Raw genomic sequence first — 14,506 nt, forward strand, 5'->3', positions numbered from 1 at the left:
GCGACAAGGACGCTGATTGATGAGCACTAGCGCAGCAGTAGCACGTGAACAGAGCACGGCCGAATCCGGCATTCTCGATCGCATCATCGCGGAAACCCGCCTGACCCCCGGCGACGAGGCTTACGACATCGCCAAGCGCGGCATCTCGGCCTTCATCGAGGAACTGCTCAAGCCGCACAACGAGCACGAGCCGGTGAAGAAGGCCCTGGTCGACCGCATGATCGCCGAGATCGACGGCAAGCTCAGCCGGCAGATGGACGAGATCCTCCATCACCCGCAGTTCCAGTCCCTGGAGTCGGCCTGGCGCGGCCTCAAGCTGCTGGTGGACCGCACCGACTTCCGCGAGAACATCAAGCTGGAGGTGCTCAACGCCTCCAAGGAAGACCTGCTGGAGGACTTCGAGGACAGCCCGGAGGTGGTCCAGTCCGGCCTCTACAAGCACATCTACACCGCCGAGTACGGCCAGTTCGGCGGCCAGCCGGTGGGGGCGCTGATCGCCAACTACTTCTTCGACCCCAGCGCGCCGGACGTGAGGACGATGCAGTACGTCGCCAGCGTCGCCAGCATGGCCCACGCCCCTTTCATCGCCGCCGCCGGTCCCGGGTTCTTCGGTCTGGATAGCTTCACCGGCCTGCCCGATCTGAAGGATCTCAGGGATCACTTCGACGGGCCGCAGTTCGCCAAGTGGCAGAGCTTCCGCGAGCAGGAGGACTCCCGCTACGTCGGCCTGACCCTGCCGCGCTTCCTGCTGCGCACCCCGTACGACCCGCAGGACAATCCGGTGAAGACCTTCGTTTACAAGGAGACCGTGGCCAACGATCACGAGCACTACCTGTGGGGCAACACCGCCTACGCCTTCGCCAGCCGTCTCTCCGACAGCTTCGCCAGGTTCCGCTGGTGTCCGAACATCGTCGGTCCGCAGAGCGGCGGCGCGGTGGACGACCTGCCGCTGCATCACTTCGAGAGCATGGGCGAGATCGAGACCAAGATTCCCACCGAGGTACTGGTCTCCGACCGTCGCGAATACGAGCTGGCCGAAGAGGGTTTCATTGCCCTGACCATGCGCAAGGGCAGCGACAACGCCGCCTTCTTCTCCGCCAATTCGGTGCAGAAGCCCAAGTTCTTCGGCAACAGCGAGGAAGGCCGCGCCGCCGAGCTGAACTACAAGCTCGGCACCCAACTGCCCTATCTGTTCATCGTCAACCGCCTGGCCCACTACCTGAAGGTGCTGCAGCGCGAGCAGATCGGCGCCTGGAAGGAGCGCAGCGACCTGGAGCGCGAGCTGAACAAGTGGATCCGTCAGTACGTCGCCGACCAGGACAACCCCAGCGCCGAAGTCCGCGGCCGCCGTCCGCTGCGCGCCGCCCAGATCGGCGTCAGCGACGTGGATGGCGAGCCGGGCTGGTATCGGGTCAGCCTCAGCGTGCGGCCGCACTTCAAGTACATGGGGGCGGACTTCACCCTGTCGCTGGTCGGCAAGCTGGACAAGGAATAAGCATCGTGAGCTATGGCAGCCTGTTCGAGCGCCTGGGCGGCGAGGCCAGCCGGCGTGCCGGCTGGAGCCGCGAGGTGGCCGTCACGGCCTCGGTGGCTGTCCACCTGGCGAAGATGCTCAGCACCCGGGCGGGCAGCGTGCAGACGCTGCCCGACTACGGGTTGCCCGATCTCAACGACATGCGCTTGTCGTTGCACGATTCGCTGCAGCAGGCACGCAGTGCCATCGAGCGTTTCATCGAGGCCTACGAGCCGCGCCTGCGTCAGGTGCGGGTGGTTTCCCTGCCGCGCGACCACGACCCGCTCAGCCTCAATTTCGCCATCGAAGGGCTGCTGGACGTGGACGGCTTCAAGCGTCAGGTCAGCTTCGCCGCCAGCCTGGATGGCAGCGGACAAGTGAAGGTTCAGTGAGGAAGACCACGGATGTCCGGAAAACCCGCCGCCCGCCTGGGCGATCCCACCGACTGCCCGGTTCCCGGCCATGGCACCAACCCCATCGCCCAAGGCTCGCCCGACGTGCTGTTCGACGGCCTGCCGGCTGCACGGCTGGGCGATGCCTCGGCCTGCGGCGGCGCCATGAGCGGCGATCTGATTCCCAACGTGCTGATCAATGGCAAGCCGGCGGCCGTATTGGGCTCGGTGGGTAGCCATGGGAATGTGGTGGTGGGTGGGTCGGGGACTGTGTTGATCGGAACGAGTTTGGTGGTGGCGGAGTTTACTTCGCCGAGCCCAGTCCACTTGGCCGCTGGCTTTGACCGCTTGTTCGCTGTTGAGACGGAGGATGGCCAACCCTTGAAGAGTCTTTCGTACCGCATCGTGTCCGAGAGCGGCATCGTCAAGCAGGGCGCTACCATGGAGAACGGCATGACCGGCAGCATTTCCACCGGAAGCCGAAAAGAAGCCCTTACGCTTTACATCTCCGGAGAAGAGTGATGGAAACCCTCATCACGATTGACGGAGTCACCTATACCTTCGAGACCAGCAATGGCAAGACCGAACTCAAGGTGCAGTCCGAAAGCACTCCAAGCGAGGACAAGAAGGCGCTGAAAATCAAAGCTCCCAAAGCTTGGCTGATTACGCGTAAGAACGGTTTCCCCCTATTCGCCGTCCGACCGAAGCAGGATGAAAAGCCTTTTCGCATCATAACGGCCGATAAACTTTACTCGGAGAAAATTCAGTGGTTCGAACCACTGGCTGATAATTATCGAAAGCCGATCTGGCTGCATCCGAACTCATCCAAGCCAGGCTCCGAAGCCTACTCTGCGTATAAACACTTTACTTGGGGGCAAATCATCGACTTCGCCATCGTTGATCGGTGGTCGATCAGCTTCTCCACAAGGCTTCAAGGCGATTGGAAAGCCAATTCGGAAGGGGGCGCCGGATTCTTGATGGTCATAGTCGACAACGCACCCTACTGGACCGACGGGGTTGGACAGATCCCATTCGCTGTCGATACGTTCAGGAAATATCTGGAAGAGTTGCGAACCAAATCAGCCGCAATCAGCAAGACAGTGCGGACCGGCATGGAATATGGGGACGGCAATCCGTTCTCTCCGAAAGACGACCCAACCAATGAATACGATAACTATATGGTTCTTCGAGGGGCTCTCTGGGCCTCCGAAAATTTCCAGTTAGCCATCCGGAAGGAGCTATTTCATACCCCGCACACCGTCCGAATAATCGAGAGAGCAAATACCGTTTACCAGCCGGGATCATTGCAATATCTGCAAAATTCCATCGCTGCCGGCTCCCTTGCGCAATATGGAGAATGGAAGAAATGAGCCGGCAACTAATGATAGCTTTCGGGTGCCATGGAATGGCGTGCTTATTATTCCCGATAGTTACGTCCATAGGCTTTCAGGTTTACACCGCCTTATTTGGTGAGCCGTTCGCTAGAAGCGTTGCGATCGGCCTGGCCGTCCAGCTCATTTTCGTTGTCTTCGTCCTAACTAATGGACTAATTGCCCTGACTTCGAGCCTGAAAGTAAAAGTTGCGCTCGCCTGTGCACTGCTCACTGTGGTGCTTATCTATCTGCTTCCGGAGCACCCCTTGCGGGGATTGTTCTTTGCCGGTCTGTCTGGCGGGCTATCACTCACAGCCATCTATATATCAAGACGGTTAGCGCACCGAAGTTAGTGTCCATGACCTCATACGTCAGGAGCAGCGTTTTTCACTGCTCATTCGGAACAAGCCACCAGCACTGGCGGATCAGGGATAGATAAATGTCCTTCAACCACTACTACCAGAGCGAACTCACCGCCCTGCGCCAATTGGGCAGGCGTTTCGCCGAGCGCAATCCGGCGCTGACGCCGTTTCTCGGCCAGAGCGGGCGCGATCCTGACGTGGAGCGCCTGCTGGAGGGCTTCGCCTTCCTCACCGGGCGCCTGCGGCAGAAGCTCGACGACGAGCTGCCGGAGCTGACCCATTCGCTGATGCACCTGCTTTGGCCGAACTACATGCGCCCGCTGCCGGCCTTCGCCATGCTGCAGTTCGATCCGCTCGAGCGTCCCGGCCCGGCACTGACGGTACCGCGGAACACGCCGGTGGAATCGAGGCCGAACCGGGGCGTGACCTGCCGCTTCCGCACCTGCTACGCCACCGAGGTGCTGCCGCTGGCATTGGGCGCGATGGACTATTCGGTGAAGGGCGATGGCGCCTTGTTGAGCCTGCGCCTGACAATGAGCACTGACGGCCACCTCGGCGAGCTGAACCTCAGGCAGCTGCGCCTGCACCTGGCTGGCGAGCGCTATATCAGCCAGCTGCTCTACCTGGGCCTGCTGCGTCACCTGGAGGGCATCCAGCTGATCGCCCTGGATGGCGAGGGCCAGCCGTTCAGGGATGCCCAGGGCCAGTCGCTGCCTGCATTGCGCCTGGAGCCCGACCGGGTGCAGCCGGTCGGTTTCGCCGAAGACCAGGCGCTGGTCCCCTACCCGCTCAACACCTTCCGCGGCTACCGCTACCTGCAGGAGTACTTCGCCTTCCAGGACAAGTTCCTGTTCGTCGATCTGCTCGGTCTGGACGCCCTGCAGCGCCTGCCCGAGAAGCAGCTCAAGCAGGCCCGCGGTCTCGAGCTGCGCTTCGATATCCGCAAGGCCGGGCTGGAACGGATCTGCCCGACCCTGGACAACCTGCGCCTGTACTGCACGCCGGTGGTCAACCTGTTCGCCCACGACGCCATCCCGATCCGCCTGGACGGCAAGCAGGATCAGTACCTGCTGCGTCCGGCGGAGCACGACGCCCTTCACTGCGGGGTCTTCTCGGTGGATCGCGTCACCGGCTGGAGGCCCGGCGGCATGGGCTACGAGGAGTACGTGCCGTTCGAGTCCTTCGAGCACGACCCGAGCTTCGACGTGCCGCTGGCCCGGCCGCATTACAGCCTGCGCCAGCGGCCCTCGCTGCTCGGCGACGGCCTGGAGACCTGGCTGAGTTTCGGCCAGCGCGATCCCGACCGGCACGAGACGCTGTCCATCGAGCTGACCTGCACCAACCAGAACCTGCCGAGCCAGCTGGCCCCGGGCGATATCTGCCTGCCCAGCGAGGACACGCCGGAGTTCCTCACTTTCCGCAACATCGGCGCGGTGACGCCGAGCTACGCGCCGCCGCTGGAACGCGACTTCCTCTGGAAGCTGATCAGCAACATGTCGCTGAACTACCTGTCGCTGGCCAACGTCGAGGCGCTCAAGGTCATCCTCGAAACCTACGACCTGCCGCGTCATTACGACCAGCACGCGGCCAGGGTCGGCCAGCGCCGGCTCGGCGGGCTCAGGCGTATCGAGCACCGCCATGTCGACCGCCTGCACCATGGCCTGCCGGTGCGCGGGGTGCGCACCGAGCTGCTGATGGATGCCGAACACTACCTGGGCGATGGGGACCTGTTCCTCTTCGCCTCGGTGCTCAACGAGTTCTTCGCCCTGTACGCCAGCCTCAATTCCTATCACGAGCTGCACGTACGGAGTATTCAGGGAGAGTTGTATCAATGGACGCCGCGCATGGGGCAGCAGCCCCTGCTCTGAGCCGGCTCGGCCGGAGCATCCGCGAATACAGCCTGTTCCAGGGCGTGCTGATGGTGCTGGAGCGACTGAAAGCCGCACATCCCGAGCTGGACGATCCGGCGCTGTACGAGCGGCTGGAGTTCGTCGCCAATCCGAGCCTGGGCTTTCCCGGCAGCGACATCGAGCGCGTCGAGTTCTTCGAGGAGCACGGCGAGCTGCGGGCGCGGCTGAACGTCAACCTGGTCGGACTGTTCGGTGCCGGTTCGCCCCTGCCCGCCTTCTATGGCGAACAGGCTCTCGGCGACGGCGAAGCCGGCAATCCGACCCGGGACTTCCTCGACCTCTTCAACAACCGTCTGCAGCGCCTGCTGCTGCCGATCTGGCGGAAGTACCGCTACTGGGTGCGTTTCGCCGGCGGCGCCAGCGACCCCTTCTCCGCCGAGCTGTTCGCCCTGATCGGCCTCGGCGGCCCGGCCATCCGTCAGTCCCGGGAGCTGAACTGGAACCGCCTCCTGCCCTACCTCGGCCTGCTCAGCCTGCGTGCCCATTCGGCGGCACTGATCGAGTCGGTGCTGCGCTACTACTTCAAGCATGCCGAACTCGCCATCGAGCAATGCCTGGAGCGCCAGGTAGACATCCTTGCCGAGCAACGCAACCGTCTCGGCCTGGCCAACAGCCGGCTCGGCGACAGCCTGGTGCTGGGCGAGCGGGTGCGCGACCGCGGCGGTAAGTTCCGCATCCATATCCGCGAGTTGTTCTGGGAGCGCTTCCACGAGTTTCTCCCGCTCGGTACGGGCTACCAGCCGCTCTGCGCCCTGGTGCGTTTCACCCTGCGCGACCCGCTGGACTACGACATCCGCCTGCAGCTGCGCCGGGACGAAATCCGCGAGCTGCGCATCGGCGAAGGCAATCCTTGCCGGCTGGGCTGGACCAGTTGGCTCGACCGCGAACGCGCCGACGGCATCGTCACCCTGGGCAACCGCATTCATTAAGGACTGATGGAATGATCAACGTCGATCTGCAACAACTGGTACAGGCCCTGGATGCCGACAGCCGCCTCGACTTAGAAGGCGCCGCCGAGCGCTGCGTGGCCCGCGGCGGCAGCAGGATCCTCGTCGAGGATCTGCTGCTCGGCTTGCTCGAGCGCCCGCAGGGCCTGCTGGGGCGCGCCCTGCAGGATGCCGGAGTGGACGAGGCGGAGCTGGCCCGGGTGCTGAAGCCGCGCGCGGAAGCCAGCGAATCGCGCAACCCGGTGTTCTCCGCCGAACTGGTGCAGTGGCTGCAGGACGGCCTGCTGGTCGCCACTCTGGAGCTGGGTCAGAGTCAGATCGATCAGGCCGCGCTGATCCTCGCCCTGCTGCGCAACACGTTGCGTCATGCCGGCAGCCGCTACCAGCCGCTGCTGGCCAGGATCGATGCCGAGCGCCTGCGCGACCATGCCCTTGCCCAGCAGGCGCGGCCCTCTCGCGGGCAGGTGGCTGGCGGCGAATCGGCGCTGACGCGCTTCACCCACGACTTCACCGGCCAGGCCCGCGCCGGCCGGCTCGACCCGGTGCTCTGCCGCGACGAGGCGATCCGCCAGATGGTCGACATCCTCGCCCGGAGGCGCAAGAACAACCCCATCGTGGTCGGCGAGGCCGGGGTCGGCAAGACCGCTCTGGTCGAGGGGCTGGCCCTGCGCATCGCCAGTGGCGAGGTGCCGGCAGCGCTCCGGGACGTCGAGCTGCTCGGCCTCGATCTGGGGCTCCTGCAGGCCGGGGCCAGCGTCAAGGGCGAGTTCGAGCGGCGCCTGCAGGGGGTGATCGACGAGGCGAAGGCTTCGCCTCGGCCGATCATCCTGTTCATCGATGAAGCCCACACCTTGATCGGTGCCGGCGGTCAGGCCGGTGGATCGGACGCCGCCAACCTGCTTAAGCCGGCTCTGGCGCGCGGCGAGCTGCGCACCATCGCCGCCACCACCTGGAGCGAATACAAGAAGTATTTCGAGAAAGACCCGGCCCTGGCCCGGCGCTTCCAGCCGATCCGGCTGGTCGAGCCGACGGTGGCCGAGGCGGCGACCATCCTGCGCGGCCTGGCGCCGGTCTACGAGAAAAGCCATGGCGTCTACCTGCGCGACGATGCGGTGGTCGCCGCCGCCGAGCTGTCCGCCCGTTACCTCGCCGGCCGCCAGCTGCCCGATAAGGCGGTCGACGTGCTCGACACCGCTTGCGCCCGCGTACGCATCAGCCTGGCCGCGCCACCGCAGGCACTGGAACGCCTGCGTGGCGAGATCGCCGAAGGCGAGCGCCGCCTGCTGGCGCTGACCCGCGATCTGGACGCCGGTCTGCCGATCGACCCGGATGCGCTGCGGCAGTTGGAAGATCGCCTGGCTGCTGCCCGCCTTGAGCAGGAGGCGCTGGAGAGCCGCTGGAGCCGTCAGCGCGCCCTGGCCGAGCGGCTGCTGGAGCTGCGTCGGCAGTACGCAGAAGCGCGTCGGCTGGCGGCCGATGGCGAATCACCGCCGAACCTCGCGCCGTTGGAAAGCCGGTTGTGCGAAGCCCAGGCCGAGCTGAGTGCGGCCCAGGCCGACGAGCGCCTGGTCAGCCATGAAGTCTGCCCGCGCCTAGTAGCCGAGGTGATCAGCCAGTGGACCGGCGTGCCGCTGGCCCAGCTGGCCCGCGAGCATAACGCCAGGGTCGCCTCCTTTGCCCACGATCTGCGCCAGCGCGTGCGCGGCCAGGAGCAGGCGGTACGAATGCTCGACCGCGCCATGCGCGCCGCTGCCGCCGGGCTGAACGAGCCGGACGCGCCGGTGGGCGTGTTCCTCCTGGTCGGACCCAGCGGCGCCGGCAAGACCGAAACCGCTTTGGCCCTGGCCGATCTGCTGTATGGCGGCGAACGCTTCCTCACCACCATCAACATGGCCGAATTTCAGGAGAAGCACACGGTTTCGCGGCTGATCGGCGCGCCGCCGGGCTATGTCGGCTACGGCGAAGGCGGCATGCTCACCGAGGCGGTGCGGCAGAAGCCCTATTCGGTGATCCTCCTCGACGAGGTGGAGAAGGCCGATCCGGACGTGCTCGACCTCTTCTACCAGATCTTCGACAAGGGCGTGGCCAACGACGGCGAAGGTCGGGCGATCGACTTCCGCAACACCCTGATCCTGCTCACCTCGAATCTCGCCAGCGAGCGTATCGCCGCCCTCTGCCAGGAGGGGCGGCGGCCTGCCGTCGAAGAGCTGGAGCAGGCCATCCGCCCGGCGCTCAGCCGGCACTTCAAGCCGGCCTTGCTGGCGCGCATGCGCGTGGTGCCCTACTACCCGGTAGCCGGCGAGCTGCTCCATGAACTGGTCGCCCTCAAGCTGGCGCGGTTCGGCGAACGCCTGGCTCGCCGCCAGCTGTCGTTCAGCCACGGCGAGCCTCTGGTCGGCCATCTCGTCGAGCGCTGCAAGCATGGCGACAGCGGCGTGCGCTGGATCGACCAACTGATCGAGCGGCATCTGCAGCCACTGGTAGCCGATCGCCTGCTCGATGCCATGGCCGCCGGAGAAACCCTGCAGCGGGTGCATGCGACCCTGGATGGCGCCGGCGCCGTCGTCTGCGAGTTCGACTGAGGTGCCGCCGATGTTCGCCCAGATTCCCCAGCCTTTGCGGTATGCCGAAGCGCTGCTGACGCAACATGCCAGCCTGACCCGCAGCGCCAGTGTCGAGGCGCTGCTCGGCCGCCTGGTGCAGGCGGCGGCACAGCTGACCGGCTGTGAGCTGAGCCAGCTCTATCTGCTGGACGACAGCCACACTCGCCTGACCCTGTCCGCCGAATGGCTGGACGGCCTCCTGCAGCCGCGCGAAGCGGCCAGCCTGCCCAGCGACTACGACGGCGAGCAACTGCTGCAATACTGCCTGTGCCAGAACCGGGTGCTCAGCCTCAGCGAACTGGACGGCAGCCTGCACCAGACCGGCTTTCTGCCGGGCGGCGCGCGCTCCTGGCGCAGTCTGCTGTGCCTGCCGCTTTCCGATGCCGGGGCGCGCATCCGCGGCCTGCTGCTCTGCGCCAGCGCGCAGTCGCGCGAGCTGCAGGGCTTCGCCAGTTCGCTGGGCCATCTCGGCGGCTGCGCCATCAGCCACCTGCAGTTGCTGCAGCGCCTGCGCCGGCCCCACGACCAGGACCAGGACGGCGCGAATGGCGAAATCGTTACGCCCTGCGCCAGCGGCTACGGCCTGATCGGCGACGGGGCGAGCATGCGCGCCGTCTACCGCCTGATCGGCAAGGTGCTGCACAACCCGGTCAGCGTGCTGCTGACCGGCGAAACCGGCACCGGCAAGGAGCTGGCGGCCCGTGCCATCCACGACTGCGGCCTGCGCAGGAGTCGCGCCTTCGTGGTGCAGAACTGCGCCTCGCTGCCGGAAAACCTGCTGGAAAGCGAGCTGTTCGGCTACCGCAAGGGCGCTTTCACCGGTGCCGATCGCGACCGCCCCGGCCTGTTCGACGCTGCCGACGGCGGCACTCTGTTTCTCGACGAGATCGGCGACATGCCGCTCCTTCTGCAGGCCAAGCTGCTGCGCGTGCTGCAGGAAGGCGAAGTACGTCCGCTGGGTTCGCTGGAGACCCACAGGGTGGACGTGCGCATCGTCGCCGCCACTCACCGTGACCTGCGCGCATTGGTGGCGGAAGGCCGCTTCCGCGAAGACCTCTTCTATCGCCTGTCGCACTTTCCCATCGAGCTGCCGCCGCTGCGCGAGCGCGGCGAGGACATCCTGCGTCTGGCCCGGCACTTCGCCGACAAGGCCTGCGCCTTCCTGCAGCGCGATGTCTGCCGTTGGTCCGATGCCGCGCTGGAGCACCTGGCCAGCTACGCCTTCCCCGGCAACGTCCGCGAACTCAAGGGGCTGGTCGAGCGCGCCGTGCTGCTCTGCGAGGGCGGCGAGCTGCTGCCCGAGCACTTCAATCTGCGGCCGGACCCGCTGGGCTGCGACAGCACCCTGAACCTTCGCGAGCGCATGGAGCGCATCGAACGCAGCCTGCTGCTCGACTGCCTGCGCAAGAACAACGGCAACCAGAGCCAGGCCGCCCGCGAGCTGGGCCTGCCCCGGCGCACTCTGCTGTACCGCATGGAGCGGCTGAACATCAGTCCGAGCGATGTGTGAGGCCAAGCCCATGTTCAGCGCCGGTGGGCCGTCGCCCCGCGAAACCCGATCACTTTTCCACTCCCGAGAAGGACTTCGCATGCTGATCCGCTTCTGTTCCACCGCCCTGCTGGTTCTGGCGCTGACCGCCTGCAGCGGCAACTACAAATTCAGCGACGACGACTATCGCCCGCTGGGCGATCCGCAGGCGCTCAACCGCGGCAATCGATAGAGGGATAACAGCAACCATGGAACTGGTCTTCGATGTAGTCGGCGCGCAGCAGTTCGTGCCGGGTCTTGCGACCAGCAAAAGCTTCCGTCAGGCCGGCGGCATCATCGGTCGTGCCGAGGATTGCGACTGGGTGATCCCGGACCGCAAGCGCGTCCTCTCCGGACATCATGCCGAGGTGAGCTACCGCGACGGTGCCTTCTATCTCACCGATACCAGCAGCAACGGCATTCGCCTCAAGGACAGCGGCGCCAGCCTGGTCAGGAGCCAGCCCCAGCGCATCGAGCACGGCAGCGTCTACTGTCTGGGCGATTTCGAGATCCGGGCGCGCCTGATCCAGGATCCGGCGCTGTTCGAAGGCGATATCGGCCGCCCGCAGCCGGCCGGCAGCATCATCCCGGACGACGCCTTCCTCGACCTCGATCCGCTGGTCGCCCTGGATCAGCAGGAGCGCGTCTATGCGCAGGTGGACGAACTGGACGCGCTCATCCAGCCGCCCAGGAGCCAGGCGCCGCAGCGCGACTACGCGCAGATCGACGAGGAGAACCTGCCGCTGCCCGAGCTGGTGATACCGGCGCCGGAACCGCAGCCCGGGCGCACCATCGAGCCCGAGCGACTGCCTCCGGATTTCTGGGAGCGTTTCGGCGCCGCCCTCGGTCTCGAACTCGACGACCTGGACGACGACGCCCGCGAAGAGCTGGCGCTGAACGCCGCCCGCCTGCTGCGCCAGAGCGTCGGCAGCCTGCAGCAGACCCTGCGTACCCGCAGCGAGCTGAAGAACGAGCTGCGTCTGGCCTTGACCACGGTACAGGGCGCCGGCAGCAATCCGCTCAAGCATGGCAGCGATACCACAGAGACCCTGCGCCTCCTGCTGCGGCCCGGCAGGCCCGGCCAGCTGTCGGCCGAGCAGGCGATCAGCCGCGCCTACCGCGATCTGCAGGCGCACCAGGTGGCGTTGCTGGCGGCCAGCCGCGCCGTGCCCAAGGGCCTGCTGGCGCAGCTCGCGCCGGAGCAGCTGGTGCTGCGCTTCGAGCGCGAGCGCCGGCCCCTGCTCGCCACCGCCGGCAGCCGCTGGCGCGCCTACCGCCGGCTGCACGAGTCGCTGGCCCGGGACGACGACTGGAGCGAGCGCCTGTTCGCCCGGGACTTCGCCAAGACCTATGAGGAACAGGTACGCCTGATCGCCACCCTCGACACCGACCTGCAAGGATGATCCCCATGCCCCGCTTTCTCACCCTCGCCGCGCTGCTCGCGCTGGGCGGCTGCTCGGCGCTGTCGCCCTATTCCCACACGACCAAGCTGGATCTGACCCTGGCCGGCAGCGAGCGCCTCAATCCGGACCTGCACGGCCGGCCCTCGCCGATCGTCCTGCGCCTGCTCGAACTCAGGCATCCGGTGGCTTTCGAGAACGCCGATTTCTTCGCCCTCTACCAGAGCCCGAAGCAGGCGCTGGCGCCCGATTGGGTGGCCCAGGAGGAGCTCGAACTGCGTCCCGGCGAACGGCGCGAGCTCAAGCTCTCGGTTCAGCCGGGCAGCCGCTACGTGGGCGTACTGGCCGCCTACCGCGATCTGCCGGACGCCGAGTGGCGCTTCGTCATTCCCCTCGAGGAAAAGGCGATCAACCGCAGCGAACTCGGTCTCGACGAACACGGCATCCGCGATCTTGCCGCCGATCCGGCCAATACGGGGAAATAGACATGACTGCGCACAAGGTAGTCTGGCAGGAGGGCATGCTGCTGCGCCCGCAGCATTTCCAGCAGAGCGACCGTTACTACGATCACCAGCTGAAGGCCCGTACCCGGTTGCTCGACAGCTATGCCTGGGGCTTCTTCGGCCTGGAGATCGACCGCCAGTTCCTCAACATGGGCAAGCTGGTGCTCAGCCAGGCCAGCGGCATCCTGCCCGACGGCAGCCTGTTCGAGATCGGCGGCGAGCGCGAGCCGCTGGCTCTCGACGTGCCGCCCAACACCAGCAACACGCCGGTGTACCTGGCACTGCCGCTGGCCACCGGCAACCACATCGAGAGCCGTCGGCCGGAGCAGAAGGACGTGCTGGCGCGCTACACCGCCTGCGACGAGGAAGTCGCCGACTCCAACGCCGGCGACGGCGGCTCCAGCCAGGTCAGCACCGCACGTCCGGATTTCCGTCTGCTGCTCGGCGAGCGGCAGAGCGACCAGGCCTTCGTCCGCCTCAAGCTCTGCGACATCCTCGACACCACGCCGGACGGGGTGATCGTGCTGGATGGCGAATTCATTCCGACCTTCATCGACTTCCAGGCATCGAGTTACCTGCTGTCCTGCCTGAAGGAAGTGATCGGCATGCTCGCCCATCGGGGCGACATCCTCGCCGAGCGCATCCGCGCCACCGGCAAGGTCGGCGGTGCCGAGGTCGGCGACTTCATGATGCTGCAGCTGATCAACCGCCACGAGCCGGTGCTGCGCCATTACCTGGGGCTCGAGCGGGTGCATCCGGAGCAGATCTATCGCGAACTGCTCGGCCTGCTCGGCGAACTGGCCACCTTCTCCGGCGAGAGCAAGCGCCCGCGCCTTGACGGCCGCTACCAGCACGGCGATCAGGGCCTGAGCTTCCGCAAGCTGATGGATGCGATCCGCCAGGTGCTGTCCATGGTGCTCGAACAGCACGCCATCGAACTGGCCCTGCAGCAGCGCCAGTACGGTATCCGCGTCTCGCCGCTGCACGACCACAAGCTGCTCGGCACCTCCACCTTCGTCCTCGCCGCCAGCGCCCAGTGCGACTCCGAGGAGCTGCGCTCGCGCCTGCCGGCGCACCTCAAGGTCGGTCCGGTCGAGCGCATCCGCCAGTTGGTCAACCTGCACCTGCCGGGCATCGGGATCAAGCCGCTGCCGGTGGCACCGCGGCAGATTCCCTTCCACGCCGGCAAGACCTACTTCGCCCTGGAGCTCAGCAGCGAGGAGCTGGCCCAGCTGGAAGGCTCCGGCGGCTTCGCCTTCCATGTTTCCGGCGAGTTTCCCGGACTCGAACTGAAGTTCTGGGCGGTCAGGAACTGAGCATGGGGATGGGCGACATGGACGATCACGTGCAGACCCGTCAGGCCGACTTCCGCCTGACCATCGACGGCCAGCCGTCCGAGCTGCAGGTGCTCGCCTTCAGCGGCCGCGAGGCGATCAGCCAGCCTTACCGCTTCGACCTGGAGCTGGTCGGCGAGCGGCCCGACCTGGATCTGGAGCGCCTGCTGCACCGGCCGGCCTTTCTCGCCTTCGACCGCGCCGGCCACGGCGTGCACGGGCTGATCCAGCGGGTCGCCCAGGGCGAATCCGGCCGGCGGCTGACCCGCTACCGGGTCGCGCTGGTGCCGCGGCTGGCCTACCTGACCCAGCGGGTCAACCAGCGCATCTTCCAGCAGCTGTCCGTGCCGCAGATCGTCGCCCGGGTGCTCAAGGAGCACGGGATCCTCGAGGACGCCTGCCGCTTCCCGCTCGGCAGCGACTACCCGCCGCGCGAGTACTGCGTGCAGTACGACGAGAGCGACCTGCACTTCGTCCAGCGGCTGTGCGAGGAGGAAGGGATCCACTACCACTTCCGCCACGCGCCCGACGGGCATGTGCTGGTGTTCGGCGACGACCAGACGGCGTTTCCCCGCCTGGCGCCGACCGCCTACCGGCAGGGCAGCGGCCTGGTGGCCGATACGCCGGTGATCGAGCGCTTC

13 protein-coding genes are annotated in these 14,506 nt (G+C 66.2%); all 13 read left to right on the forward strand.

Going from position 1 to position 14,506, the window contains the following annotated elements; all coding sequences use genetic code 11:
- Positions 1-19: 19 nt before the first annotated feature.
- On the forward strand, positions 20-1,495 hold the full coding sequence (gene tssC / locus ACFOJE_RS03515; RefSeq protein ID WP_377812881.1) for a type VI secretion system contractile sheath large subunit: 1,476 nt from the start codon (positions 20-22) through the stop codon (positions 1,493-1,495).
- A gap of 2 nt (positions 1,496-1,497) precedes the next feature.
- Positions 1,498-1,905, forward strand: coding sequence for a type VI secretion system baseplate subunit TssE (tssE, locus tag ACFOJE_RS03520; protein ID WP_377812896.1), 408 nt, complete (start codon positions 1,498-1,500; stop codon positions 1,903-1,905).
- Positions 1,906-1,917: 12 nt separating this feature from the next.
- Positions 1,918-2,427, forward strand: coding sequence for a PAAR domain-containing protein (locus ACFOJE_RS03525; protein ID WP_377812882.1), 510 nt, complete (start codon positions 1,918-1,920; stop codon positions 2,425-2,427).
- On the forward strand, positions 2,427-3,275 hold the full coding sequence (locus ACFOJE_RS03530; RefSeq protein ID WP_377812883.1) for a hypothetical protein: 849 nt from the start codon (positions 2,427-2,429) through the stop codon (positions 3,273-3,275). The genes ACFOJE_RS03525 and ACFOJE_RS03530 overlap by 1 nt, the downstream gene beginning before the upstream one ends.
- A 442-nt stretch (positions 3,276-3,717) precedes the next feature.
- Entirely contained in the window at positions 3,718-5,508 is a 1,791-nt protein-coding gene (tssF, locus tag ACFOJE_RS03535; protein ID WP_377812884.1) for a type VI secretion system baseplate subunit TssF, read from the forward strand.
- Positions 5,472-6,479 (forward strand): type VI secretion system baseplate subunit TssG, encoded by a 1,008-nt coding sequence (gene tssG, locus ACFOJE_RS03540; RefSeq protein WP_377812885.1) that lies wholly within the window; start codon positions 5,472-5,474, stop codon positions 6,477-6,479. Before tssF ends, tssG begins: the two co-directional genes overlap by 37 nt.
- An 11-nt stretch (positions 6,480-6,490) precedes the next feature.
- Positions 6,491-9,079 (forward strand): type VI secretion system ATPase TssH, encoded by a 2,589-nt coding sequence (gene tssH / locus ACFOJE_RS03545; RefSeq protein ID WP_377812886.1) that lies wholly within the window; start codon positions 6,491-6,493, stop codon positions 9,077-9,079.
- Positions 9,080-9,089: 10 nt separating this feature from the next.
- A complete protein-coding gene (locus ACFOJE_RS03550; RefSeq protein WP_377812887.1) occupies positions 9,090-10,610 on the forward strand; it encodes a sigma-54-dependent Fis family transcriptional regulator in 1,521 nt (506 codons plus the stop codon).
- Between the two features lie 79 nt (positions 10,611-10,689).
- Positions 10,690-10,821, forward strand: coding sequence for a type VI secretion protein (locus ACFOJE_RS03555; RefSeq protein ID WP_377812888.1), 132 nt, complete (start codon positions 10,690-10,692; stop codon positions 10,819-10,821).
- 16 nt (positions 10,822-10,837) lie between these two features.
- On the forward strand, positions 10,838-12,031 hold the full coding sequence (tagH, locus tag ACFOJE_RS03560) for a type VI secretion system-associated FHA domain protein TagH (RefSeq protein WP_377812889.1): 1,194 nt from the start codon (positions 10,838-10,840) through the stop codon (positions 12,029-12,031).
- Between the two features lie 5 nt (positions 12,032-12,036).
- Complete coding sequence (gene tssJ, locus ACFOJE_RS03565; protein WP_377812891.1) at positions 12,037-12,513, forward strand: type VI secretion system lipoprotein TssJ; 477 nt, start codon at positions 12,037-12,039, stop codon at positions 12,511-12,513.
- A 2-nt stretch (positions 12,514-12,515) separates the two neighbouring features.
- Positions 12,516-13,847 carry a type VI secretion system baseplate subunit TssK gene (gene tssK / locus ACFOJE_RS03570; protein ID WP_377812892.1) on the forward strand — a complete coding sequence of 444 codons (1,332 nt, stop codon included), beginning with the start codon at positions 12,516-12,518 and terminating at the stop codon, positions 13,845-13,847.
- Between the two features lie 2 nt (positions 13,848-13,849).
- The coding region (tssI, locus tag ACFOJE_RS03575) for a type VI secretion system tip protein TssI/VgrG (protein WP_377812893.1) at positions 13,850-14,506 on the forward strand (657 nt) is incomplete at its 3' end.

The organism is Azotobacter bryophylli, from assembly GCF_042643485.1.
Taxonomy (GTDB): domain Bacteria; phylum Pseudomonadota; class Gammaproteobacteria; order Pseudomonadales; family Pseudomonadaceae; genus Azotobacter; species Azotobacter bryophylli.